The sequence below is a fragment of the Streptomyces sp. KMM 9044 genome, assembly GCF_024701375.2.
Taxonomy (GTDB): Bacteria; Actinomycetota; Actinomycetes; order Streptomycetales; family Streptomycetaceae; genus Streptomyces.
In genome coordinates this window covers 3252551-3275026 of record NZ_CP113910.1, presented here as the reverse complement: position 1 = coordinate 3275026, position 22476 = coordinate 3252551, and the positions used below count along the sequence as shown (strand labels likewise).

20 protein-coding genes and 2 pseudogenes are annotated in these 22476 nt (G+C 72.5%); 13 read left to right on the top strand and 9 right to left on the bottom strand.

All coding sequences use genetic code 11. The features are described from left to right. Window positions 1-60: 60 nt before the first annotated feature. The 5 genes from HUV60_RS14645 (at window position 61) to folE (ending at window position 6240) form a co-directional block, all read left to right on the top strand. On the top strand, window positions 61-1218 hold the full coding sequence (locus HUV60_RS14645) for a zinc-dependent metalloprotease (RefSeq protein WP_257850819.1): 1158 nt from the start codon (window positions 61-63) through the stop codon (window positions 1216-1218). A gap of 288 nt (window positions 1219-1506) precedes the next feature. Next, window positions 1507-2637, top strand: coding sequence for a tRNA lysidine(34) synthetase TilS (gene tilS / locus HUV60_RS14640; RefSeq protein WP_257850820.1), 1131 nt, complete (start codon window positions 1507-1509; stop codon window positions 2635-2637). 61 nt (window positions 2638-2698) lie between these two features. Continuing rightward, a complete protein-coding gene (gene hpt / locus HUV60_RS14635) occupies window positions 2699-3259 on the top strand; it encodes a hypoxanthine phosphoribosyltransferase (RefSeq protein ID WP_257851724.1) in 561 nt (186 codons plus the stop codon). Between the two features lie 187 nt (window positions 3260-3446). Beyond that, on the top strand, window positions 3447-5486 hold the full coding sequence (ftsH, locus tag HUV60_RS14630) for an ATP-dependent zinc metalloprotease FtsH (RefSeq protein ID WP_257850821.1): 2040 nt from the start codon (window positions 3447-3449) through the stop codon (window positions 5484-5486). Between the two features lie 148 nt (window positions 5487-5634). Next, the gene (gene folE / locus HUV60_RS14625) at window positions 5635-6240 is read left to right on the top strand and encodes a GTP cyclohydrolase I FolE (protein WP_257850822.1); all 606 of its coding nucleotides are present in this window, start codon (window positions 5635-5637) and stop codon (window positions 6238-6240) included. Between the two features lie 18 nt (window positions 6241-6258). Here the strand turns inward: folE and HUV60_RS14620 are convergent, their stop codons facing one another. From HUV60_RS14620 to folP, 5 genes are all read right to left on the bottom strand, one after another. Next, window positions 6259-6750 (bottom strand): DUF3180 domain-containing protein, encoded by a 492-nt coding sequence (locus tag HUV60_RS14620; protein WP_257850823.1) that lies wholly within the window; start codon window positions 6748-6750, stop codon window positions 6259-6261. A 57-nt stretch (window positions 6751-6807) separates the two neighbouring features. After that, complete coding sequence (gene folK, locus HUV60_RS14615; protein WP_257850824.1) at window positions 6808-7419, bottom strand: 2-amino-4-hydroxy-6-hydroxymethyldihydropteridine diphosphokinase; 612 nt, start codon at window positions 7417-7419, stop codon at window positions 6808-6810. Beyond that, the gene (gene folB / locus HUV60_RS14610; protein ID WP_257850825.1) at window positions 7416-7775 is read right to left on the bottom strand and encodes a dihydroneopterin aldolase; all 360 of its coding nucleotides are present in this window, start codon (window positions 7773-7775) and stop codon (window positions 7416-7418) included. The genes folK and folB overlap by 4 nt, the downstream gene beginning before the upstream one ends. Before the next feature lie 271 nt (window positions 7776-8046). Next, window positions 8047-8577, bottom strand: a complete 531-nt coding sequence (locus tag HUV60_RS14605; protein ID WP_257850826.1) for a nuclear transport factor 2 family protein — start codon at window positions 8575-8577, stop codon at window positions 8047-8049. Beyond that, on the bottom strand, window positions 8574-9497 hold the full coding sequence (folP, locus tag HUV60_RS14600; protein WP_257850827.1) for a dihydropteroate synthase: 924 nt from the start codon (window positions 9495-9497) through the stop codon (window positions 8574-8576). Before folP ends, HUV60_RS14605 begins: the two co-directional genes overlap by 4 nt. 519 nt (window positions 9498-10016) lie before the next feature. Here folP and HUV60_RS14595 point away from each other — a divergent pair. Beyond that, window positions 10017-11459, top strand: coding sequence for a hypothetical protein (locus HUV60_RS14595; RefSeq protein ID WP_443047297.1), 1443 nt, complete (start codon window positions 10017-10019; stop codon window positions 11457-11459). Between the two features lie 124 nt (window positions 11460-11583). Here HUV60_RS14595 and HUV60_RS14590 read toward each other — a convergent pair whose 3' ends face one another. Then, entirely contained in the window at window positions 11584-12918 is a 1335-nt protein-coding gene (locus HUV60_RS14590; RefSeq protein ID WP_257850829.1) for a PH domain-containing protein, read from the bottom strand. Further along, window positions 12915-13484, bottom strand: a complete 570-nt coding sequence (locus HUV60_RS14585; RefSeq protein ID WP_257850830.1) for a PH domain-containing protein — start codon at window positions 13482-13484, stop codon at window positions 12915-12917. Before HUV60_RS14585 ends, HUV60_RS14590 begins: the two co-directional genes overlap by 4 nt. Before the next feature lie 31 nt (window positions 13485-13515). Between HUV60_RS14585 and HUV60_RS14580 the strand changes: the two genes are divergently transcribed. Then, complete coding sequence (locus HUV60_RS14580) at window positions 13516-14667, top strand: NADH-quinone oxidoreductase subunit D (protein ID WP_257850831.1); 1152 nt, start codon at window positions 13516-13518, stop codon at window positions 14665-14667. A 53-nt stretch (window positions 14668-14720) separates the two neighbouring features. Here HUV60_RS14580 and HUV60_RS14575 read toward each other — a convergent pair whose 3' ends face one another. Then, window positions 14721-15812 (bottom strand): SAM-dependent methyltransferase, encoded by a 1092-nt coding sequence (locus HUV60_RS14575; protein WP_257850832.1) that lies wholly within the window; start codon window positions 15810-15812, stop codon window positions 14721-14723. A gap of 118 nt (window positions 15813-15930) precedes the next feature. Here HUV60_RS14575 and HUV60_RS14570 point away from each other — a divergent pair, with 118 nt between their 5' ends. From HUV60_RS14570 to HUV60_RS14560, 3 genes and pseudogenes are all read left to right on the top strand, one after another. Beyond that, window positions 15931-17133 carry a sensor histidine kinase gene (locus tag HUV60_RS14570; RefSeq protein ID WP_257850833.1) on the top strand — a complete coding sequence of 401 codons (1203 nt, stop codon included), beginning with the start codon at window positions 15931-15933 and terminating at the stop codon, window positions 17131-17133. Between the two features lie 66 nt (window positions 17134-17199). Then, on the top strand, window positions 17200-17871 hold the full coding sequence (locus tag HUV60_RS14565) for a response regulator transcription factor (RefSeq protein ID WP_257850834.1): 672 nt from the start codon (window positions 17200-17202) through the stop codon (window positions 17869-17871). A 49-nt stretch (window positions 17872-17920) separates the two neighbouring features. Beyond that, window positions 17921-18130 (top strand): annotated as a pseudogene (locus HUV60_RS14560) (ATP-binding protein); the annotation flags it as partial. On the opposite strand, the pseudogene HUV60_RS14555 reads toward HUV60_RS14560, so the two are convergent. After that, a pseudogene (locus tag HUV60_RS14555) lies at window positions 18124-18606 on the bottom strand (beta-eliminating lyase-related protein); the annotation flags it as partial. The pseudogenes HUV60_RS14560 and HUV60_RS14555 overlap by 7 nt on opposite strands. Before the next feature lie 154 nt (window positions 18607-18760). On the opposite strand from HUV60_RS14555, the gene HUV60_RS14550 reads away from it, so the two are divergent. The 3 genes from HUV60_RS14550 to HUV60_RS14540 are packed head-to-tail and all read left to right on the top strand — an operon-like array spanning window position 18761 to window position 22475. Further along, a complete protein-coding gene (locus HUV60_RS14550; RefSeq protein WP_257850835.1) occupies window positions 18761-19720 on the top strand; it encodes a Rossmann-like and DUF2520 domain-containing protein in 960 nt (319 codons plus the stop codon). Beyond that, on the top strand, window positions 19717-20712 hold the full coding sequence (gene panC, locus HUV60_RS14545; RefSeq protein WP_257850836.1) for a pantoate--beta-alanine ligase: 996 nt from the start codon (window positions 19717-19719) through the stop codon (window positions 20710-20712). The genes HUV60_RS14550 and panC overlap by 4 nt, the downstream gene beginning before the upstream one ends. Then, the gene (locus HUV60_RS14540; RefSeq protein ID WP_257850837.1) at window positions 20709-22475 is read left to right on the top strand and encodes an L-aspartate oxidase; all 1767 of its coding nucleotides are present in this window, start codon (window positions 20709-20711) and stop codon (window positions 22473-22475) included. Before panC ends, HUV60_RS14540 begins: the two co-directional genes overlap by 4 nt. The last annotated feature ends 1 nt before the right edge of the window (window position 22476 follow it).

Sequence of the window (22476 nt, the reverse complement as noted above, 5' to 3'; positions counted from 1 at the left end):
CCCGGCACCGGCTGTCCCGCCGCCCTGCCCCGCGCCGCGCTCCTCACGTACCGTTGCAGCATGACGAGTTTCGGTGGTGCTGCCTCTTCCGGGATGGTCGACTGGGATCTCGCGGTCGCGACCGCGACCCGGCTCATGCGGCCGGGGCCCGACGTGAGCCGTGACGAGGCCAGGGCCGTCGTCACCGAACTGCGGAAGCACGCGAAGGCCTCCGAGGCGCACGTCCGCGGCTTCACCCGGCTGGGCACCGACGAGACGCACGACACCCCCGTCCTCGTCGTCGACCGCCCCGGCTGGGTCCGGGCCAACGTCGCGGGCTTCCGTGAACTGCTGGGGCCGCTCCTCGACAAGATGCACGACCGGCGCGGTACCTCACCCGGCGGGGTCCTCCTCGGCACCGTCGGCGGCAAGGTCACCGGCGTCGAGGTCGGCATGCTGCTGTCCTTCCTGGCCTCCCGCGTCCTCGGCCAGTACGAGACCTTCGCCCCCGCCACCCGCGAGCTTCCGGCCGGCGGCCCGCCCGGCGCGCCGAACGGCGGCGGCAGACTGCTGCTCGTCGCCCCCAACATCGTCCATGTGGAACGCGAACTCGACGTGGATCCGCACGACTTCCGGCTGTGGGTCTGCCTGCACGAGGAGACGCACCGTACCCAGTTCTCCGCCGTGCCCTGGCTGCGCGACCACATGCAGGGCGAGATCCAGTCGTTCCTGGGGGAGACCGACGTCGACCCCATGACCGTCCTGGAGCGTGTCCGCCAGGCCGTCCAGTCCTTCACCGGCGGCCGGCCCGAGGGCGAGAACGACGCGGACGGGGCCGACGGGCGCTCCTTCGTGGAGCTCGTGCAGACCCCTGCCCAGCGGGAGATCCTCGGCCGGCTCACGGCCGTGATGTCCCTGCTGGAGGGACACGCCGACTTCGTGATGGACGGTGTCGGGCCCGAGGTCGTGCCGAGCGTCGCCGAGATCCGCGAGAAGTTCCAGCAGCGCCGCGCGAAGGGCGCCTCCCGCCTGGACCTGGCCCTGCGCAAGCTGCTCGGCCTGGATGCCAAGCTCCGCCAGTACCGCGACGGCGAACGTTTCGTCCGCGCGGTGGTCGAGGAGGTCGGCATGGACGGCTTCAACCGGGTGTGGACCTCGCCCAACACCCTCCCCACCAAGGAGGAGATGGCCAAGCCCGCGGAGTGGGTCACCCGCGTTCACCGCAAACCCGATGCGTGAACGGCCTGGACACGCGTCGCGGCGTGCGCCGCTTGTGCATCCGAACGCCCGGCGTGCGCCGCGCGGGGAACAGGACGGCGCGACGGCCCGGGAACCGGACTGCGGGGGCATGAGGAGAATCCGGTGTACGGCAGTCGGACGGGTCCTCAATCACCCGTCCGAGGGACCGTGAGCGAAGAGTAGGCGTGCAATGCTCGGGGAACGCCCGGATCCTGTCACCATCTACACACTTTGAGTGACCGATCCCGGGCTCACCCCCCCCCGAAAACTTCATGAAGGGAACCGGACATGGGTCCCCATCCTGCGGTCGCGGCGATACGCCTGGCGGTCCGCCGCGTACTCCACGACATCCTCGGCGAACACGACCGAAACTCCGGCGAACACAACCGGAACTCCGGCGAACACGATCGGACCCCCGCCGACCCCGCCGACCCCGCCGACCCCGCCGACCCCGCCGACCCCGCCGGTTCCGGCCGCATCCCCGGGGCCCCGCACGAGCGTGAACCCTCCCCGCTCGTACTCGTGGCCTGCTCCGGCGGCGCCGACTCCATGGCGCTCGCCTCCGCCCTCGCCTTCGAAGCCCCCCGCCTCGGTGTGCGCGCCGGCGGCGTCACCGTCGACCACGGCCTCCAGGCCGGCTCCGACCTGCGCGCCGCCGAGGTGACCCTGCGCCTGCGCGGCCTCGGCCTCGGCCCCGTCGAGTCCGTCGCCGTCACCGTCGGCCGCGAGGGCGGACCCGAGGCCGCCGCCCGCGCCGCCCGCTACGCCGCCCTCGACGCCGCCGCCGAACGGCACGGGGCAGCCGCCGTCCTGCTCGGCCACACCCGCGACGACCAGGCCGAGACCGTCCTGCTGGGGCTCGCCCGCGGCTCCGGCATCCGCTCCCTGTCCGGAATGGCCGCGGTCTCGGGGACCGCCGGCCGCTACCGCAGGCCCTTCCTCCGGCTCGACCGGCAGACCGCCCGCAAGGCCTGCATGGCCCAGTCCCTCCCCGTCTGGGACGACCCGCACAACACCGATCCCGCCTACACCCGATCCCGGCTCCGTCACGAAGGCCTGCCCGCCCTGGAGAAGGCCCTCGGCAAAGGCGTCATCGAGGCACTCGCCCGGACGGCCCAGCTCTCCCGCGACGACGCCGACGCCCTCGACGCCTGGGCCGGCCGCGCCGGGGCCGGTGTCCGCGACGCCGACGGCCGTCTGGAGTGTGCCGGACTCCACGCCCTCCCGCCCGCGGTGCGCCGCCGTGTACTGCGCCGCGCGGCCATCGACGCGGGGGCTCCGGCCGGTTCGCTGTTCGCCCGGCACATCGAGGAGGTCGACCGGCTGATCACCGGCTGGCGCGGCCAGGGGGCCATCAATCTCCCCGGCCGGGTCGTGGCCCGTCGCCAGGGTGGCAGACTGGTGATTCGGCAAGGCTGAAAAACGTATCCTCGGCAGAGCCGCGGACGGTACGAGACAGCCGGTGGGACGACCGAAAGTGATGCGGGTGGACGCGAAAGACATGGGTGCCGACCTCGAGAAGGTGCTCATCACCAAGGAAGAGATCGACGCCAAGCTGGCTGAGCTGGCCGCGAAGATCGACGCGGAGTACGCGGACAAGGAACTGCTGATCGTCGGCGTACTCAAGGGCGCGGTGATGGTCATGGCCGACCTCGCCCGGGCGCTGTCCACCCCCCTCACGATGGACTGGATGGCCGTATCCTCGTACGGGGCGGGTACCCAGTCCTCCGGTGTGGTACGGATCCTCAAGGACCTCGACACCGACATCAAGGGCAAGCACGTCCTGATCGTCGAGGACATCATCGACTCCGGCCTGACCCTGTCGTGGCTGATCTCCAACCTCGGCTCGCGTGAGCCCGCCTCCCTCAAGGTGTGCACGCTGCTGCGCAAGCCCGAGGCCGCGAAGGTCAACATCGATGTGGAATGGGTCGGCTTCGACATCCCCAACGAGTTCGTCGTCGGCTACGGCCTCGACTACGCCGAGAAGTACCGCAACCTCCCCTTCGTCGGTACGCTCGCGCCCCACGTCTACGGCGGTTGAGACACCGGGGCCGGGGTGCCGTATGTGATCGGGAACCCCGGCGGCCTCCGCGCCGTTGGAGCATGCGTGGACGCGTTCGCCGGCAGTCCCACGCAGCTTCCGGGGGCAATGCTGGGGTACCGTCCGAAGAACAGCCTTTATCAAACTCACTATGGCAGGAGGGACGGGGCGACACCGCTCCGTATGGATGGACGTGAAGCGATACTTCCGTGGGCCGGTCATGTGGATCGTGCTGGCCGTCCTCGCCGTGGTCGTGTTGATGCAGGTCGTCGGCTCGTCCGGCGGCTACAAGACGGTGGACACCGGCGAGGTCGTCCAGGCGATCAACGAGAACAAAGTCGAGTCGGCCAAACTGACCACCGGCGACGAGCAGATCATCAAGGTCCAGCTCAAGGACGGCGAAGAGGTCAAGGACAGCTCGAAGATCCAGGCGAGCTACATCGGTGACCAGGGCGTCACCATCGCCAACACACTGCAGGACAAGTTCCAGAACGAGCAGATCCCGGACGGCTACACCGTCTCGCCGTCCAAGCAGAACGCGTTCGTGAGCATTCTGCTGTCGCTGCTCCCCTTCGTCCTCATCGTGGTCGTCTTCCTGTTCCTGATGAACCAGATGCAGGGCGGCGGCTCCCGCGTCATGCAGTTCGGCAAGTCCAAGGCGAAGCTCATCACCAAGGACACGCCGAAAACGACGTTCTCCGACGTCGCCGGATCGGACGAGGCGGTCGAGGAACTCCACGAGATCAAGGAGTTCCTGCAGGAGCCTGCCAAGTTCCAGGCCGTCGGGGCCAAGATTCCCAAGGGTGTGCTGCTGTACGGCCCGCCCGGCACCGGCAAGACCCTGCTCGCGCGCGCCGTCGCGGGCGAGGCCGGCGTCCCCTTCTACTCGATCTCCGGTTCCGACTTCGTCGAGATGTTCGTCGGCGTCGGTGCCTCCCGGGTCCGTGACCTCTTCGAGCAGGCCAAGGCCAACGCTCCGGCGATCGTCTTCGTCGACGAGATCGACGCGGTCGGCCGCCATCGCGGCGCCGGCCTCGGCGGCGGCCACGACGAGCGCGAGCAGACCCTGAACCAGCTCCTGGTCGAGATGGACGGCTTCGACGTGAAGGGCGGCGTGATCCTCATCGCCGCCACGAACCGGCCCGACATCCTGGACCCGGCTCTGCTGCGTCCCGGCCGCTTCGACCGGCAGATCGCGGTCGACCGCCCGGACATGCAGGGCAGGCTGGAGATCCTCAAGGTCCACCAGAAGGGCAAGCCGGTCGCTCCGGACGTCGACCTGTCGGCCGTCGCCCGCCGCACCCCCGGCATGACGGGTGCCGATCTGGCCAACGTGCTGAACGAGGCCGCGCTCCTGACCGCACGCAGCGACCAGAAGCTGATCGACAACCACATGCTGGACGAGGCGATCGACCGAGTGGTCGCGGGCCCGCAGAAGCGGAGCCGGATCATGTCGGACAAGGAGAAGAAGATCACCGCGTACCACGAGGGCGGACATGCCCTGGTCGCGGCGGCCTCACCGAACTCCGACCCCGTCCACAAGATCACGATCCTGTCGAGAGGCCGAGCCCTCGGCTACACGATGGTGCTGCCGGACGAGGACAAGTACTCCACCACGCGCAACGAGATGCTGGACCAGCTGGCCTACATGCTGGGCGGCCGCGCGGCCGAGGAGCTCGTCTTCCACGACCCGACCACCGGTGCGGCCAACGACATCGAGAAGGCCACCGGCCTGGCCCGCGCGATGGTCACGCAGTACGGCATGACCGAGCGTCTCGGAGCGATCAAGTTCGGCGGCGACAACACCGAGCCGTTCCTCGGACGTGAGATGGCTCACCAGCGCGACTACTCGGAAGAGATCGCCGCGCTGGTCGACGAAGAGGTCAAGAAGCTCATCGAGACCGCGCACAACGAGGCGTGGGAGATCCTGGTCGAGAACCGCGACGTGCTCGACAACCTGGTCCTCGCACTCCTTGAGCGGGAGACGCTGGGCAAGGAGGAGATCGCCGAGGTCTTCGCCTCGATCGTCAAGCGTCCGCCCAGGCCCGCCTGGACCGGATCCTCCCGCCGTACGCCGTCCACCCGCCCGCCGGTGCTCTCCCCCAAGGAGCTGGCACTGACGAACGGGGCGAACGGCGCGACGCCGGCCCTTTCCACCGTGAAGAGCACCGCCGCGGAGCCCGCCCCGGCGCCCGAGCCGATCCCGGAGGACCGCCCCGAGAGCTGACCGGCTCTCCCGGCGGCCCCACCGGGCCCGGAATGGATGTCGCGCCCCCCTGGTTCTAGCCTGGGGGGCGCGCATTTTTGTGTACCCGCAAGTGGAGAGCGTGTGCGTCAGGTCCGACACGCGCGCAGGCACAGGAACGAGGCACCCCATGACCGACCCGGTGACGCTGGACGGCGATGCCACGATCGGCGAGTTCGACGAGAAGCGCGCAGAGAACGCCATACGCGAACTGCTGATCGCGGTCGGCGAGGACCCCGACCGGGAGGGCCTGCGGGAGACGCCGGGCCGGGTGGCACGGGCGTACCAGGAGATATTCGCGGGTCTGCGGCAGAAGGCCGAGGACGTGCTGACCACGACGTTCGACCTCGGCCACGACGAGATGGTGCTCGTGAAGGACATCGAGGTGTACTCGACCTGTGAGCACCATCTGGTGCCGTTCCGCGGGGTGGCCCACGTCGGCTACATCCCGGCCACCAGCGGAAAGATCACGGGGTTGTCCAAGCTGGCCCGGCTCGTGGACGTCTACGCCCGGCGCCCGCAGGTGCAGGAACGACTCACCACCCAGATCGCGGACTCCCTGATGGAGATTCTGGAGCCGCGCGGGGTGATCGTGGTGGTCGAGTGCGAGCACATGTGCATGTCGATGCGGGGCATCCGCAAGCCCGGCGCGAAGACCCTCACGTCGGCCGTGCGCGGGCAGCTGCGGGACGCGGCGACGCGCAACGAGGCGATGAGCCTGATCATGGCGCGCTGAGGGCGCGCCCGGCGGGCGTCAGGCGGCCGGGGCCGTGCCCCTGCCGTTGTGGTCCTCGTCGTCCTCCGGGAGCTTGCAGACGCGCTCCAGGAAGATGGCCGCCGCTATGACGGCGATTCCCGCCAGGACCGAGAAGCCGGCGTAGACGGCCTGGTCGCGGCGGGCGGGGACGTCGAGGGACTCCAGGAGGAAGGCGCCCGTACCGCCGTACATCCCGGCGACGAGAGCCGCGACCAGGGCACTGGCCTGGCCGAAGACGACCGCGCGGGCCGCCATCATCGGGTCGACGCCCTTGGCGTCGGGGCGGCGCTCGCGCTGGTCCTTGAGGCGGGCGCGCAGGGAGAGCGCCGTGGCCGTGAGGACCACGGCGATCAGGGCGAGGACGACGGGCGCCGCCAGCGGGACGCTCGGCAGGGTGCCGAGGGAGTTCCAGAGGCGGGCGCCGGCCCAGGACAGGATCCCGGCCACGACGAAGACGCCGGCCAGCACCCTGATGCGCAGCTCTCTCACGGTGTCCCTCGGTGTCCCTTCGGTTCCCCCGGTGTGCGGTCCTGTCGACCTTAACGGCTACTCGGGCAGCCGGAGTTCCAGGTCGCCGCGGGGCGTGACGCCCTCGTGGGCGACCGCGGCGAGCAGGGCGGCGACGGGGCCGCGCCCGGGGAGCTCGGCCTCCGGGGCGACGTCGTGCCAGGGGACCAGCACGAAGGCGCGTTCGTGGGCGCGGGGGTGGGGGAGGGTCAGCTGCGGGTCGTCGGAGAGGAGGTCCGCGTAGGAGACGATGTCCACGTCCAGGGTGCGCGGGCCCCAGCGCTCGTCGCGCACCCGGTGGAAGGCCTCCTCGACCGCGTGGGCCCGCTCCAGCAGGGAGGACGGGGGCAGGGTGGTCTTGAGGACCACGACCGCGTTGAAGTAGGAGGGCTGGCTGCCGGGCTCGACGCCCCACGGCTCCGTCTCGTACACGGGCGAGACAGCCTTGACCCGGACGCCGGGGGTGTCCTCGAGGGCGTCGACGGCCCCCTGGAGGGTTTCCAGCCGGTTGCCGAGGTTGGCGCCCAGGGAGACGACGGCCCGCTTCGGGTTGTGCAGGGTGGTGTCGGCGGCGTCGACCCGCTCGACCACGGAGGCGGGGACGGGCTGGACGGTCGGGTCGGTGTGGCCCCGGGTGGACGGCCTGGTCATGCGCGGCTCCGGATGATGGTGATGGTCACGTCGTCGAAGGGCACGGTGATCGGCGCGTCCGGCTTGTGGACGCGGACCTCGGCCTCCTGGACCACGTCGTGCTTGAGGCAGACCTGTGCGATGCGCTCGGCGAGCGTCTCGATGAGGTCGACGGGCTCGCCCTGGACGACCGCCACGACCTCCTCCGCCACGATGCCGTAGTGCACGGTCTTCGTCAGGTCGTCGTGGGCCGCGGCCGGCCGGATGTCCAGGCCGAGGACCAGGTCCACGACGAAGGTCTGGCCTTCCTCGCGTTCCTTGGGGAACACACCGTGGTGCCCACGGGCCTTCAGGCCGTGCAGCGCGACACGATCCACACCAATCCACTCCTGCAGTCGTCGGTCCGGCCGGTCGGTGCCGTGTGCGGGCGGCACCCCTGCCCCGGTCGAATCTACCCGCGGGCGCCGGCCGGGCTGGTCCCGAGGTGGGCGGGCCCGGCCCGTGCCGGGAGGTTTCCCCGTGCGTCCTCCCCGTGAGGGCCCGGGGCCCACGGACAGGTGGCGGTGCGGCCCCTACCCGCACGGAGGTGATGCCAACCGTTCTTCGGGTGCGGGACGAAAGAGCGGGGTCCGCCGCCGGCCCGCTCGCTCAGGAAGGGGCCCCGGTGTCGTCGGGGGCCTCGGAGTCGGCGTTCTCGGCGTTCTCGGCGTTCTCGGCGAGGACGGGGGAGGCGTGGTGGGACCAGAGCTTCCAGCCCTCGGGGGTGCGCCGGTACACGTTGGTGGCGACGATCAGCTGGCCGAGCAGGGGGCCGAGCTCCTCGCCGGCCTCCGGGGCGGGGCCGCCGCTGAGGATGTTCTCGGTGCAGGTCACGACAGCGGTGTCGCCGGTGACGGAGACGTGCACATCGGTGAGGAAGAACTGGATGTAGTCGGTGTTCGCCATGATCAGGGCGTAGGACCGGAGCACCTCGCCGCGTCCCGTGAGCACCGGCCAGCCGGGGTGCACGCAGGAGATCACTCCGGCGTCCGCCGGGTCGTGGTAGGTCTCGTCGATGCCCAGGCCGGCCGGGGTCAGCCAGAGAGACGCGACCTTTTCGAAGTCGCTCTGCTCGAGCGCCTCGTAGAAGGCGGCGTTGGTGGCTTCGACCTGCTCGACATCGGTGTGCGGGGCGCTCACCGGATCCCCTCTGCGCCGTGTGCGCCGTGTGCGCCGTGTACGGAGGGCGTGCCGTCCGGGGTACGGGCCAGTTGGACGGCGCGGGCGACGCGTACGGCGTCCGCTGTGGCGCGCACTTCGTGCACGCGGACCGCCCAGGCGCCGCCCCGGGCGGCGAGGGCGGAGACGGCGGCGGTGGCCGCGTCGCGTTCCCGGGCAGGCGGGGGCGCGCCGTCGGGGCCGGCCAGGACGTGGCCGAGGAACCTCTTGCGGGACGCGGCGACGAGCAGCGGGTGGCCGAGCGCTCGGAGGCGGTCGAGACGGGCGAGGAGGGCGAGGTCGTGGTCGGCGCTCTTGGAGAAGCCGAGCCCGGGGTCGACGATCACGCGGTCGGGGGCGATGCCGCCCGCCAGCACGGCGTTCACGCGCGCGCGGAGTTCGTCGACGACCTCGGTGACGACGTCGTCGTAGGTGCCCTTCACGTTGCCGCCCTCCAGCAGGCCGCGCCAGTGCATGACGACGAAGGGGGCGCCGGCGTCGGCGACCAGGGGGATCATGCCGGGGTCGGAGAGACCGCCGCTCACGTCGTTGACGAGCGCGGCGCCCGCCGCGAGGGACTGCTCCGCGACGGAGGCGCGCATGGTGTCGACGGAGATCGTGACGCCCTCGGAGGTGAGGCCCCGGACCACGGGGATGACGCGTTTGAGTTCCTCGGTCTCGTCGACACGCGTGGCACCGGGGCGGGTGGACTCACCGCCGACGTCGATCAGGTCGGCGCCCTGGGCGACCAGGTCGAGACCGTGCTTGACGGCGGTCGTCGTGTCGAACCAGCGGCCACCGTCGGAGAAGGAGTCGGGCGTCACGTTCACGACGCCCATGACCGCGCAGCGGTCCCAGTGGGGGAGGCCCGAGACGTGGAGGTGTCCGCTGCTGTTGCTCATATGTTCAGCCTAGGTGTTGGGTGGGGCCGGGGAGTACCTGGATCAGGGGGCACGGACGGAAGCCGGCTCCGGGGGGTCCTGTGTCCCGATCCAGGAGCCCGGGGCGCGGCCCGGTATTTCCGGCAAGGGCGAGACGGGTGGCGGGTGCGTCGGGATCTCGCCGGCCGTCCCGGAAAGCGGTGCGGAGATTCGGGCGCCTCGGGATACGACTCCGGTGAGACTTCCTCACCCGGCAGCAGGGTTTCCGGGCGGAAGCCCGAGGAGGGCCGGCGTAGGGCGGAAGAGCGGTGCGTGCCGGGCCCGGGGCGGGTCGGGGCGCACTGGACCGGTCTCCCGCCCGAAAACGATCTTGGTAATTGTGGCGTGGGTCCATTCACGGTTCGGTGGAGTTCCCCGATGTCCTGTGAAAGCCCCGGTGTGGCTTTGTTTTATGGGGCGGGGCTCCATCATTCGTCCACGCGCGGTAAGTTTCTGGCCATGTCACGTGGACGTCACCGCCATTCCCCGCCCCTGCACAGGATGTTGCCCCCGTCGGCGATCGCCGGCGTCTCGCTCGTCTGCGCCCTGGGGCCCTGGGGGTTCACACAACCGATGACGCTTCGCCTCCTGGCCGTCGCGGCGGCGGCCACGGCGGTCCTCGGTGCGGTCGTGATGCGGCACTGGGACGCCCAGGCCGGCAAGCAGGTCGCCGAACTCACGCGCGCGCGTGCCAGTGACGAGTGGCGTTTCGAGGAACGGGTCGCCGAACTGGAGTCCGACCTCGACGAGTCGCGAGAGCTGCGCGTCAAGCTGGAGCAGCGGCTGCGCGCCAAGCGCACGGAGCTTGCCGGGCTGCGCAACGAGCACGCGGCACTGCTCAGGCGGTACGCCGCGGCGGAGGCCGACCGGGCGACCGTCCTGGAGGAGCGCCGGATGCTCGAGATCGAGGCGGCGGTTCCGGCCCGCGCGTTGACGGCGGGACCGTCGGCCGCCGAGTCCGACGCCAGGGCGACCGTGCCGGCGGCCGGGACCGGAACCGAGGGCGGGGCGACGACCGGGCCCGGGCCCGGTCCGATCGCGGACGGTGAGGAGGCCGGCCGGCCCGCGGCTCCCCACGCCTTCTCGTCGGCGGGGTCGACGCTGTTCCTGCGGGCCAACGAGGCACTGGCACGGCTCGCCGGCCGCGGTGAGGGCGACGAGGACGGAGCCGGCGACGACCGCCCCGCGGGGAACGTCACCGTCACCTTCACCGATGCCGATGCCACGCCTGACACCCCCGACACCCCCGACACGGAGGCCGCGGAGCCGCCGTCCGGTGAGGCGCCGGCTGATGTCGGCACCCTTCAGGGCGTCCACGTCGCCGAGGGGGACTCCGCATCGGCCGGGGACGGCACCCGGTCCGGTCGCACCGCCGTCGCCCCCCGGAGCGACAGCACCCCCGAGGGCGACGGCCCCGGGCCCACCACGGCGAGGAAGCCGGAGCAGCCGCCGGAGGACGAGGCCCAGGAGCAGTCCGAGGCGGCCGTCGAGCACGGGAGCGTGACCGCCTCCCCCGGCCCGGACACCGGCACCACGCCCGAGCAGTCGGCCCGGCCGGCTCAGTCCGCACAGCCTGCCCTTCCTGCCCCGTCGACCCCGTCCGGCAGTTCCGTACGGAGGCCCTCCGGGCACTTCACCGTGCCGACCGCGGTCGCGGTGGTACCGCAGGCGGAGCCCGTACGGCGCCCGGTGTCCGACGGCACCTTCGACTTCTTCGGTACACAGAGGGAGGTGGAGGGCGACGCCGACGTGGCCGAGGAGGAGGCGCCGGCCTCCCACGCGGCCCGGGTCGAGCCGGAGTCCGAGCCGGCCGACGACGCGCGGGGCGTCGGCCAGGTCATCGACCTGACGGCGCACGACGAGCCGGAGCCGGCAGCCGAGGAGACCGGCGCCGGAGCGCAGACCGAGGGTGGCACGAAAGGGCTGCGCAGCGCGGTCTCCTGACGGACGGCAGCGGGGGTACACGGCGCAACGTGGCCACGCGAACGGGGTTCCGCACGGAAGACGTGCGGAACCCCGTTCGCCTGTTCGCGTGTCCGGAACGGGCCCCGAGCGCCCGGTGGCCGGGTCAGGCCATCCACCGGTCCGGGCGGGCGTCCCGGCGGCCGGTCCGGGACCGCTCCGCCTGGGACCGCAGCAGCTCCGCCGCCTCGCCGGCGTCCCGGAGCCGGGCCACCACGGACTTGTTGGCCCCGGTGTCCACATGGACGTCCGCGACGCCCCTGGCGCGCTGCCAGGGCCCCTGGACCAGCCGTACGCTCTGCACCTTGGCGTGCGGCACCAGGGCGACGGTCCGGGTCAGCCGGCCGTGCCGGGCGGCGAACACGGTGTCGGTGACGGCGAGTCCGTAGCCGCGCCACCACACCGGCACGCACCACCGCGCGCGCTGCGGCGGACGGGACAGCTCCACGTGCGACGGCACACCGACGCCGGGCAGCACCCGCGCGACGACGGACTCGGCGATCTCGCGCGGGGCGACCGGCAGCAGCAGGGAGTTGGACGAGCCCGCCACGTCGAGCTCCACCCGTACCCAGCCCCGGCGCCGCCACAGCAGCGGCTCCACGATCCGCACGGTCTGCACCCGCCCGGGCGGCACCGTCTCGTGCGCCTGGTCGAGAAGTCCGTGGTCGATGCGCAGCCCGTCGGGCGACTCGCCCAGCGTCCAGTCGTACTCGGAGACGAACCGGCCGACGCTGCTGGCGCCCGCCGCGCCGAGCAGTGGCACGGCGGTGGCGAGGATCGTCCACAGGCTGTCGGTGACCATCCACAGCGGCGGCAGCACGACGGCGGCGACGATCAGCCAGACCCAGGTCGTGCCGGTCAGCACGAGGGACAGGGCGAGGACGCCGGGCGGCACGCGCAACAGCTGCCGGGACGGTGCCTCGCCCACCTCGTGCGCCGTCTCGGGCGCGAAACCGGCCGCCCGCGCGAGCAGTTCGGCCCGCAGCGCGCGGGCGTGCCCGGCCCCCAGGAAGGCCAGTTCGTCCTTCTTGTCGGTCCCGACGACGTCGAGTTTGAGCTTCGACACGCCCGCGACCCGCGCGAGCAGCGGCTGGGTGACGTCGATGGCCTGGATCCGTTCCAGCCGGATGTGCGCGGTACGCCGGAACAGCAGACCGGTGCGGATGCGCAGTTCGCTGTCGGTCACCGCGAAGTGGGTGAACCACCAGGTCAGGAAGCCGTAGAGGGCGGCGGCCGGGATGAGGACGCCGATGCCGATGAGCAGGGTGGTCGTCGTCAGCCGGGTCAGCTGGCGCTGTGCCTGGTCCGGGTCGTGCAGCGCCCACCCGATGACGACCGCGACGGGCGCCCATGCCCGCCTGAGCGGCGTGACGGGGTGCAGCCGGCGCTCGATCACGGGCGGCCGCTCGCGTACCTCCTCGGGGACCTCCTGGGCGGTCACAGCCCCGCCGATCGGGCCTCGCCCAGCTCCGTGAGCCGGTCGCGCAGCCGTTCGGCCTCGGCCGGGACGAGACCGGGGATGGTGGCGTCGGTCGCCGCGGCCGCCGTGTGCAACTGCACGCTGGCCAGCCCGAAGTGCCGTTCGACGGGCCCGGACGTGACCTCGACCAGCTGCATCCGCCCGTACGGAACGACCGTCTCCTGGCGCCACAGGACCCCCCGGCTGATCAGCAGGTCGTCGGAGCGCTCGGCGTACCGCCAGGAACGCCAGTTGCGCTCCAGCATCACCCAGCCCCAGACCGTCACGGCCGACGGCAGCAGGGCGAAGGCCGCCCAGCCGGGTCCGGCCAGCAGGCCCGGGACCAGCCCGGCGGCCAGTGTGAGCAGTCCCAGCCACACCACCAGCATCAGCCGGCGCACCTTCAACAGCCCCGACGGCAGCGCGATCCACTGCGGCCCGTCACCGGGGGCCGCAGGTGCGCCGGTGGTCACCGCCGCCGCCTCGGCGGGCTGTTCCGGCTGTCGCGGTCCCGCTGTACCCGTGTCGTGCGGGTTGCCCGTCTTCATGGCCCCAGCGTACGTAGGGGAGACTGTGTTCATGACTCCTACGACGGAGACCACGGTCGGCATCGGCGGCGCCGCGGAGAGCACCGACATGGTGCTCAACATCGGGCCCCAGCATCCGTCCACGCACGGAGTGCTGCGGCTGAAGCTGGTCCTGGACGGCGAGCTGATCACCAGTGCGGAGCCCGTGATCGGCTATATGCACCGGGGCGCGGAGAAGCTGTTCGAGGCACGGGACTACCGGCAGATCATCATGCTGGCCAACCGCCACGACTGGCTGTCGGCGTTCTCCAACGAGCTGGGCGTGGTCCTCGCCGTGGAACGGATGCTCGGCATGGAGGTCCCCGAGCGCGCGGTGTGGCTGCGCACACTCCTCGCGGAGCTGAACCGGGTGCTCAACCACCTGATGTTCCTCGGTTCCTATCCGCTGGAACTCGGCGGCATCACCCCCATGTTCTACGCCTTCACCGAGCGCGAGGAACTCCAGCACGTGATGGAGGAGGTCTCCGGCGGGCGCATGCACTACATGTTCAACCGCGTGGGCGGTCTCAAGGAGGACCTTCCGGCGGGATGGACCACACGCGCGCGCGGCGCCGTCGCCGACGTGCGCTCCCGTATGGACCGCTTCGACGACCTGGTGCTCGGCAACGAGATCTTCCGCGGTCGCACGCGCGGTGTCGGCGTCCTGTCCCCGGAGGCCGTGCACGCGTACGGGGTGAGCGGGCCGATCGCCCGTGCCTCGGGCGTCGATCTCGACCTGCGCCGTGACGAGCCGTATCTCGCCTACGGAGAGCTGACGGACGTCCTGAAGGTCGTGACCCGCGAGGAGGGCGACTGCCTCGCCCGCTTCGAATGCCTCCTGGAGCAGACGTACCACGCCCTCGACCTCGCCGAGGCCTGCCTCGACCGGCTTGCCGACCTGCCTCCCGGCCCCGTCAACCAGCGGCTCCCCAAGGTGCTCAAGGCGCCCGAGGGGCACACGTACGCGTGGACCGAGAACCCGCTCGGCATCAACGGGTACTACCTGGTCAGCAAGGGCGAAAAGACGCCGTACCGGCTGAAGCTGCGCTCGGCGTCCTACAACAACGTCCAGGCGCTCGCCGAGCTGCTGCCGGGGACGCTGGTCTCGGACATGGTGGCGATCCTGGGGTCGATGTTCTTCGTCGTGGGGGACATCGACAAGTAGCCGACAGGCAGGGAAGCGGGGGCGGGGAGGCGGGCGTGGGGAGCCGCACGGGGTCAGGCGGGGCCCGGGGCCGCGAGCACGTCCGGGATCCCGACCGGCTGCAGCAGCCACCCGAAGTCGCCGAGTCCGCCCGGCGCGACGAGTTCGACGGCCTCCGAGGAGGCCGCCAGGGCCCGTACGTAGCCGGAGGGGTCGGCGGACGCGAGGGTGAGCGGGGGGCGCGAGCCGGTGAGGCCCAGGGCGCGCAGGGCGGCCCGCTGGGGGAGCAGGCGGGCGCCGGGGAGTGCGCAGGCCGCCGCGCAGGCGTCCAGGGCGACATGCGCGGTGATGTCGCACGACCCGTCCGGCACGGGTGCCGTCTCCCGCCCCTCCCGGAATCCCGTCAGCGTCCCGAACGGCGGGCGGGCGTCCGCCGTGTGCGCGTAGTCCACGGCGACGGCGAGCCCGCGCGCGAGTGTCCCGACCGCCGACGCCCAGGCCAGGTCCCGGGGCAGTCCGATCTCCGCCCGCAGTCCCACTCCGCTCGCGGCCTCGGGGGCGGCCTCCCCGCCGGCCGCGGCCTCCCCGCCGCCCCATGAGGGCCGTCCGGCCGTCAGCGGCCACCACCGGGCGAGCCACTTCGCCTCCGGGCCCGTGAGTGGCGGCCCGAGGCGCTCCGTTCCGTCGTCGGCCACCAGGACCAGGCGCAGGACGCCCGCCGGGCCGACCTCGGCGACCTCCAGGGGCACGTTGTCCAGCCACTCGTTGGCGAACAGCAGCCCCGTGATCCGCTCCGGCGGCTCGGCCCGCCACTCGATCCGCCGGTCGAGACCGCCGGGACGGCCGGCGAGTTCGACGGCGTACGTACGCGTGCGTGCCGCCACGTCGGCGGGGAGTGCGGCGAGCACACCGGCGGCGAGTTCGCCCCGGCCCGCCGCCATGTCCACGAAATCGAGCACCGCGGGCCGGCCCAGCGCCTCGTCGACCCGGCACAGCAGACGTGCCACGGCCCCCGCGAACAGCGGCGAGGCGTGCACCGACGTACGGAAGTGCCCGGCGGGGCCCTCCGGCCTGCGGTAGAAGCCGTCCGGCCCGTACAGAGCCGCCCGGGTCGCCGCCCGCCACCCGCGCGGGCCGCCGTGTGCCCCCGCCGCCGTCGCCGTCATCGGCCCAGGTTACGTGCGGGAACGCGCCGGGCCTCCACCTTGCGGAGTACGCGTGCGGGCCGGGGATCGGCCCTCCGGTTGACCCCTGCACACACGTGGCTTCCCTACGCTGGGTTACGTGCAACGCCTCTATGATTTTCTCCGCAGACACCCGTCATGGGGCGACGGCTTCTGGGCCGTCGTCCTGTTCGGGATTTCGGTGATCGGCGGAGCGACCGTGGAGGAGGCCGGGGGGAGCGATCCGGCGGCCGTGACCGTGTCGGTCGTGCTGCTGTTGTCACTGACCGTCGCGCTGCGCCGCCGGATGCCGGAGCGGATGCTGGTCCTGGCCGTCGTGGTGGGCGTCCTCCAGGTGGTCCTGGACGTGGCGCCGGTGCCGGCGGACTTCGCGATGCTGGTGATCGTCTACACGGTCGCGGCCGTCGGGGCCCGCTGGGCGTCCCGTCTCGCGCTGGGCGCCGGCCTGTGCGCGGCGCCGGTCGCGCAGGCACGCTGGCCGCTCGACGACGTGAGCGTGGCGGGCAACATCGCCATGGTGGTGTTCCAGACCGTTCCCTTCGTCCTCGCCTGGGTGCTCGGTGACTCCATACGCACTCGGCGTGCCTACTTCGCCCAGCTCGAGGAGCGCGCCGCGCGGCTCGAGAAGGAGCGCGAGGCGCAGGCGAAGGTCGCGGTCGCCGCCGAACGCGCCCGCATCGCGCGCGAACTGCACGACGTCGTCGCGCACAACGTGTCGGTGATGGTGGTGCAGGCCGACGGCGCCGCCTACGTCCTCGACGCGGCCCCCGACCAGGCGAAGAAGGCCCTGGAGACGATCTCCTCCACCGGCCGCCAGGCGCTCGCCGAGATGCGCCGCCTGCTCGGCGTGCTGCGCACCGGTGAGCACGAGGAGGCCGGTGAGTACGTACCGCAGCCCGACGTGCGGCAGATCGAGGACCTCGTCGAGCAGTGCCGGGGGTCCGGACTGCCGGTGGACTTCAAGGTCGAGGGCACCCCGCGTCCGCTGCCCAGCGGCCTCGAGCTCACCGCGTACCGCATCGTGCAGGAGGCGCTCACCAACACCCGCAAGCACGGCGGGCCCGACACGGGCGCCAGCGTGCGCCTGGTGTACTTCGACGACGGCCTCGGCCTGCTCGTCGAGGACGATGGCAAGGGTGCCTCGCACGAGCTGTACGAGGAGGGCGGGTTCGACGGCCAGGGCCACGGTCTGATCGGCATGCGTGAGCGGGTCGGTATGGTCGGCGGCACCCTGGACGCGGGTCCGCGGCCGGGCGGAGGGTTCCGCATCAGTGTCCTGCTGCCTCTCAAACCCGCTCATTGACACCTGAACGCTTGCGCACACCCTTTGTTGACACCTGTAACACCTTCTGAGACGGAAGAGGCCCCGATGGCGATCCGCGTGATGCTCGTCGACGACCAGGCGCTGCTGCGCGCCGGGTTCCGGATGGTGCTCGCCGCCCAGCCGGACATGGAGGTCGTGGCGGAGGCGGGCGACGGTGTGGAGGCCCTCCAGGTGCTGCGGTCCACCGCCGTCGACGTGGTGCTCATGGACGTCCGGATGCCGAAGCTGGACGGGGTGGAGACCACCCGCCGGATCTGTGCGGACACCGACCCGCCGAAGGTGCTGATCCTGACCACCTTCGACCTCGACGAGTACGCCTTCTCCGGCCTGAAGGCGGGCGCCTGTGGCTTCATGCTCAAGGACGTGCCGCCCGGCGAACTGCTCGCCGCGATCCGCGCGGTGCACAGCGGCGACGCCGTGGTCGCCCCGTCCACCACCCGCCGGCTCCTGGACCGTTTCGCACCCATGCTGCCGAGCGCCACCAAACAGCCCCAGTACAAGGAGCTGGAACGGCTCACCGGGCGGGAACGGGAGGTCATGGTGCTGGTCGCGCAGGGCCTGTCCAACGGTGAGATCGCGGCCCGCCTGGTGCTGTCGGAGGCGACCGTGAAGACCCACGTGGGCCGCATCCTGACCAAGCTGGGACTGCGGGACCGGGTGCAGGTGGTGGTCCTCGCCTACGAGACGGGACTGGTACGGGCCGGCGGACAGGGCTGACCTTGCTCGCAGGGCTGACCTGGAGTCCTCGCATCGGTAGGGTCTGCGCATGCTGCTGTGGATCAACGGTCCCTTCGGGGGCGGCAAGACGCAGACCGCGTACGAGTTGCGGCGTCGTCTCCCGGGCAGTGTCGTCTGCGATCCGGAGCACGCCGGATTCGGGCTGCGCCGCATGCTCCCGCCCGAACTGCGGGGGGACTTCCAGGAACTGGTCTCCTGGCGGCAGGGCGTCGTCGAGGTCCTCGACCTCGCGCTGACCCGGCTGAACGCGCTCCGCTCATGGACCTCGGGGTGGCTGAGCCCGTGCAGCGCGACCACGGGGCTGCCGGTACGGCCCGCCCAGCAGCGCAGAGCCACCTGCTGGGCCATCGTCCCGGTCGGGAAGAACGCGGCGGCCTCGGTGCCCAGGAGCCCGGCGACCCGCTCCTCCAGGGTCTCGACGACGCCGTTGCCGTAGAGATCGGCCGTCTCGTCCAGGTCGTACACGCTGCCCGCCGCCTCCAGCAGGGCCAGTCGCTCCCGGAGCGGGCCGAGGAAACCGAGGCGCGCGAGCACGCGCGGGGCGCTGCGCGAGGCGGCGATCCGCCGTGCGCGGAGCTCTTGGCCCCGTTCCCGGTCCGTTTCCCGGTCCGTTCCCCGATCCGGTTCCCGGTCCGGGCCCGGTTGCGGCCCGGACCGCCGTCCGCCTGGTGCCGTGGTGCCGCTCTCCGCCGTATCGCCCATGCCCGGGACCATCCCGCGTACGGGCGGGAGCGGGCACCCGGTTTTCCCCTGGGAAATCCACACCCTGGGGACAAACGTGCACCCGAGGGCCGCCCGCGTTTCGCGTTAGCATGACGAGAAATCGTCCGGTACCCCGAGCGGACTGGAACGGGAAGGCCGTCGTCGCGTGAACACAAGCCCACAACCGGATCCCAGGGACCGCCCCGCGCGGCTCAGCGTCGGTGTGGTCGGCGCCGGGCGCGTCGGCCCGGCCCTGGCCGCCTCCCTGCAGCTCGCCGGACACCGTCCGGTGGCTGTGTCCGCCGTCTCCGCCGCCTCCCGGAGGCGTGCCGAGCAGCTGCTCCCCGACGTGCCGGTGGTCGCGCCCGCCGAGGTGCTGGGGCGTGCCGAACTGGTGCTGCTGACCGTCCCGGACGACGCGCTGCCGGAGCTGGTGGCCGGGCTCGCCGAGACGGGTGCGGTACGGCCGGGACAACTCCTCGTGCACACCTCGGGCCGGTACGGCGCGAAGGTGCTGGACCCCGCCCTGCGGGCCGGCGCGCTGCCGCTGGCCCTGCACCCGGCGATGACGTTCACCGGCACCCCCGTCGACGTGCAGCGGCTCGCCGGATGCTCCTTCGGCGTCACCGCGCCGGAGGAACTGCGGCTGGCCGCCGAGGCCCTGGTGATCGAGATGGGCGGCGAACCGGAGTGGATCGCCGAGGAGAACCGCCCGCTCTACCACGCGGCCCTCGCCCTGGGCGCCAACCACCTGGTCACCCTGGTCGCCCAGTCCCTGGAACTGCTGCGCACCGCCGGGGTGGAGGCCCCCGACCGGATGCTCGGCCCGCTGCTCGGCGCCGCCCTGGACAACGCCCTGCGCTCCGGCGACGCGGCCCTCACCGGCCCCGTCGCGCGCGGCGACGCCGGCACCGTCTCCGCCCATGTCGCCGAGCTGCGCCGGCACGCCCCGCAGGCCGTCGCCGGCTATCTGGCGATGGCCCGCGCGACCGCCGACCGCGCCCTCGCCCACGGCCTGCTGAAGCCGGAACTCGCCGAGGACCTCCTCGGGGTACTCGCGGACGGGACGACGGGCACCACCGGCGAAACAGGCCCCACCGGCGATGGCGAGGGAAGTCCCCGATGACCACCACCCTGCTGCGCACCGCCGACGACCTGCACGTACGCGCGCGCACGGGCCGTCGCGCCGTCGTGATGACCATGGGCGCCCTGCACGAGGGCCACGCCACCCTGATCCGCGCCGCGCGCGACCTCGCGGGTCCCGCGGGCGAGGTCGTGGTCACCGTCTTCGTCAACCCGCTGCAGTTCGGCGAGGGCGAGGACCTCGACCGGTATCCGCGCACCCTGGACGCCGACCTCGGGCTTGCCGGGCAGGCGGGCGCGGGCGTGGTCTTCGCCCCGTCGGCCGACGAGGTCTACCCGGGCGGCGAGCCCCAGGTCCGCGTCAGTGCCGGTCCCATGGGCGAACGTCTGGAGGGCGCCGCCCGCCCCGGTCACTTCGACGGCATGCTCACCGTCGTCGCCAAACTGCTGCACCTCACCCGTCCCGACGTCGCCCTGTACGGCCAGAAGGACGCCCAGCAGCTCGCGCTGATCCGTCGCATGGTGCGCGACCTGAACTTCGGTGTCGACGTCGTCGGCGTCCCCACCGTCCGCGAGGCCGACGGGCTGGCCCTGTCCAGCCGCAACCGCTACCTCTCCGCCACGGAGCGGCGCACCGCGCTCGCCCTCTCCGGTGCCCTGTTCGCCGGACGCGACCGGCACGCCGCGCAGGAGGCGCTGCGCGCGCGGGCCCGCGAAGTGCCCGCCACACGCGCGCGCGCCGAGGCGCTGAGCGCGCTCGGGGAGTCCCGAGCGGCGGCCGACGCACACGCCGTCGCCACGGCCGGCGGCCCCGACGCCGTCCGTACCGCCGCCCGCCAGGTCCTCGACGCGGCCGCCCGCTTCACGCCGCCGCTCACCCTGGACTACCTGGCTCTGGTCGACCCCTCGGACTTCACCGAGATCGGCGACGGCTTCACCGGCGAGGCCGTCCTCGCCGTGGCCGCCCGGGTCGGCACGACCCGCCTGATCGACAACGTCCCCCTGACCTTCGGCACCCTCGGAGCCGCCTCGTGACCAGCACCGGCATACGACTGCACGCGCCCGCGCCCGGGTGGTCCATCGAGGCGGACGTCGTGGTCGTCGGCTCCGGCGTGGCCGGACTGACCGCCGCGCTGCGCTGCGAGGCCGCCGGGCTGGCCACGGTCGTCGTGACCAAGGCCCGGCTCGACGACGGTTCCACCCGTTGGGCCCAGGGGGGCATCGCCGCGGCCCTCGGCGAGGGAGACACCCCCGCACAGCACCGGGACGACACCCTGGTCGCCGGGGCCGGCCTGTGCGACGAGGAGGCGGTCCGCCTCCTCGTCACCGAGGGCCCCGACGCCGTACGCCGGCTCATCGCCACCGGCGCCCACTTCGACGAGTCCGAGGAGGGCAGCCTGGAACTCACCCGCGAGGGCGGCCACCACCGCCGGCGCATCGCGCACGCGGGCGGGGACGCCACCGGCGCGGAGATCTCCCGCGCGCTGGTCGAGGCCGTACGCGCGCGTGGTCTGCGCACGATCGAGAACGCGCTCGTCCTGGACCTGCTGACCGACTCCGAGGGCCGCAGTGCCGGCGTGACCCTGCACGTCATGGGGGAGGGCCAGCACGACGGCGTGGGGGCCGTGCACGCTCCCGCGGTGGTGCTCGCGACCGGTGGCATGGGGCAGGTCTTCAGCGCGACCACGAACCCCTCCGTCTCGACCGGCGACGGGGTGGCGCTGGCCCTGCGCGCGGGTGCCGAGGTCAGTGACCTCGAGTTCGTGCAGTTCCACCCGACCGTCCTGTTCCTGGGCCCGGACGCGGAGGGCCAGCAGCCCCTGGTCTCCGAGGCGGTACGCGGCGAGGGCGCCCACCTGGTCGACGCCGACGGAGTGCGCTTCATGGCGGGGCAGCACGAGCTCGCCGAGCTCGCCCCGCGGGACGTCGTCGCCAAGGGCATCATGCGCCGGATGCGGGAGCAGGACGCCGAGCACATGTACCTCGACGCCCGGCACTTCGGCGCCGGCATGTGGGAGCACCGCTTCCCGACGATCCTCGCGGCCTGCCGAGCCCACGGCATCGACCCGGTCACCGGGCCCGTCCCGGTCGCCCCCGCCGCCCACTACGCCTCCGGCGGAGTCCGTACCGACTCCCACGGCCGCACCACCGTCCCCGGCCTCTACGCCTGCGGGGAGGTCGCCTGCACCGGCGTGCACGGAGCCAACCGGCTCGCCTCCAACTCGCTCCTGGAGGGTCTGGTCTACGCGGAGCGCATCGCCGCCGACATCGCCGCGAGCCGGACCGGGGACACCCTTCGCGCACGTGCGCCGCAGCCCCTCCCGCACGCCGAGCGCCCCGGGCACCCCCTCCTCCCCGCGGAGGCCCGCTTCACCATCCAGCGGATCATGACCGGGGGAGCCGGGGTCCTGCGCTCCGCCGCATCCCTCGGGCAGGCCGCCGACGGGCTTCAGCGGCTGCACGCCGACGCCCGCGACGCCCTCGACGAGCAGGGCAAGACCGCCGAGCCCGGCGTCGACACCTGGGAGGCGACGAACCTCCTGTGCGTCGCCCGCGTCCTGGTCGCCGCCGCGCTGCGCCGTGAGGAGACCCGGGGCTGTCACTGGCGCGAGGACCGGCCCGAGCGCGACGACACCGCATGGCGCCGCCACATCGTCGTACGGCTGAACCCGGACCGCACGCTGGCGGTGCACACCACCGACGCCACGGACTTCCCTCCGACTCTCCCCGACGTCCCGCTTCTTCCCGACGTCCCGAACGCCCCGAACCTCCCGCCCCAGGCCCCTCAGGAGCAGTGAC

Coding starts and splice junctions, on each gene's coding strand:
- HUV60_RS14645 (WP_257850819.1), top strand. CDS start 61: ATGACGAGTTTCGGTGGTGCTGCCTCTTCCGGGATGGTCGACTGGGAT.
- tilS (WP_257850820.1), top strand. CDS start 1,507: ATGGGTCCCCATCCTGCGGTCGCGGCGATACGCCTGGCGGTCCGCCGC.
- hpt (WP_257851724.1), top strand. CDS start 2,699: ATGCGGGTGGACGCGAAAGACATGGGTGCCGACCTCGAGAAGGTGCTC.
- ftsH (WP_257850821.1), top strand. CDS start 3,447: ATGGACGTGAAGCGATACTTCCGTGGGCCGGTCATGTGGATCGTGCTG.
- folE (WP_257850822.1), top strand. CDS start 5,635: ATGACCGACCCGGTGACGCTGGACGGCGATGCCACGATCGGCGAGTTC.
- folK (WP_257850824.1), bottom strand. CDS start 7,419: ATGACCAGGCCGTCCACCCGGGGCCACACCGACCCGACCGTCCAGCCC.
- folP (WP_257850827.1), bottom strand. CDS start 9,497: ATGAGCAACAGCAGCGGACACCTCCACGTCTCGGGCCTCCCCCACTGG.
- HUV60_RS14595 (WP_443047297.1), top strand. CDS start 10,017: ATGTTGCCCCCGTCGGCGATCGCCGGCGTCTCGCTCGTCTGCGCCCTG.
- HUV60_RS14585 (WP_257850830.1), bottom strand. CDS start 13,484: ATGAAGACGGGCAACCCGCACGACACGGGTACAGCGGGACCGCGACAG.
- HUV60_RS14580 (WP_257850831.1), top strand. CDS start 13,516: ATGACTCCTACGACGGAGACCACGGTCGGCATCGGCGGCGCCGCGGAG.
- HUV60_RS14575 (WP_257850832.1), bottom strand. CDS start 15,812: ATGACGGCGACGGCGGCGGGGGCACACGGCGGCCCGCGCGGGTGGCGG.
- HUV60_RS14565 (WP_257850834.1), top strand. CDS start 17,200: ATGGCGATCCGCGTGATGCTCGTCGACGACCAGGCGCTGCTGCGCGCC.
- panC (WP_257850836.1), top strand. CDS start 19,717: ATGACCACCACCCTGCTGCGCACCGCCGACGACCTGCACGTACGCGCG.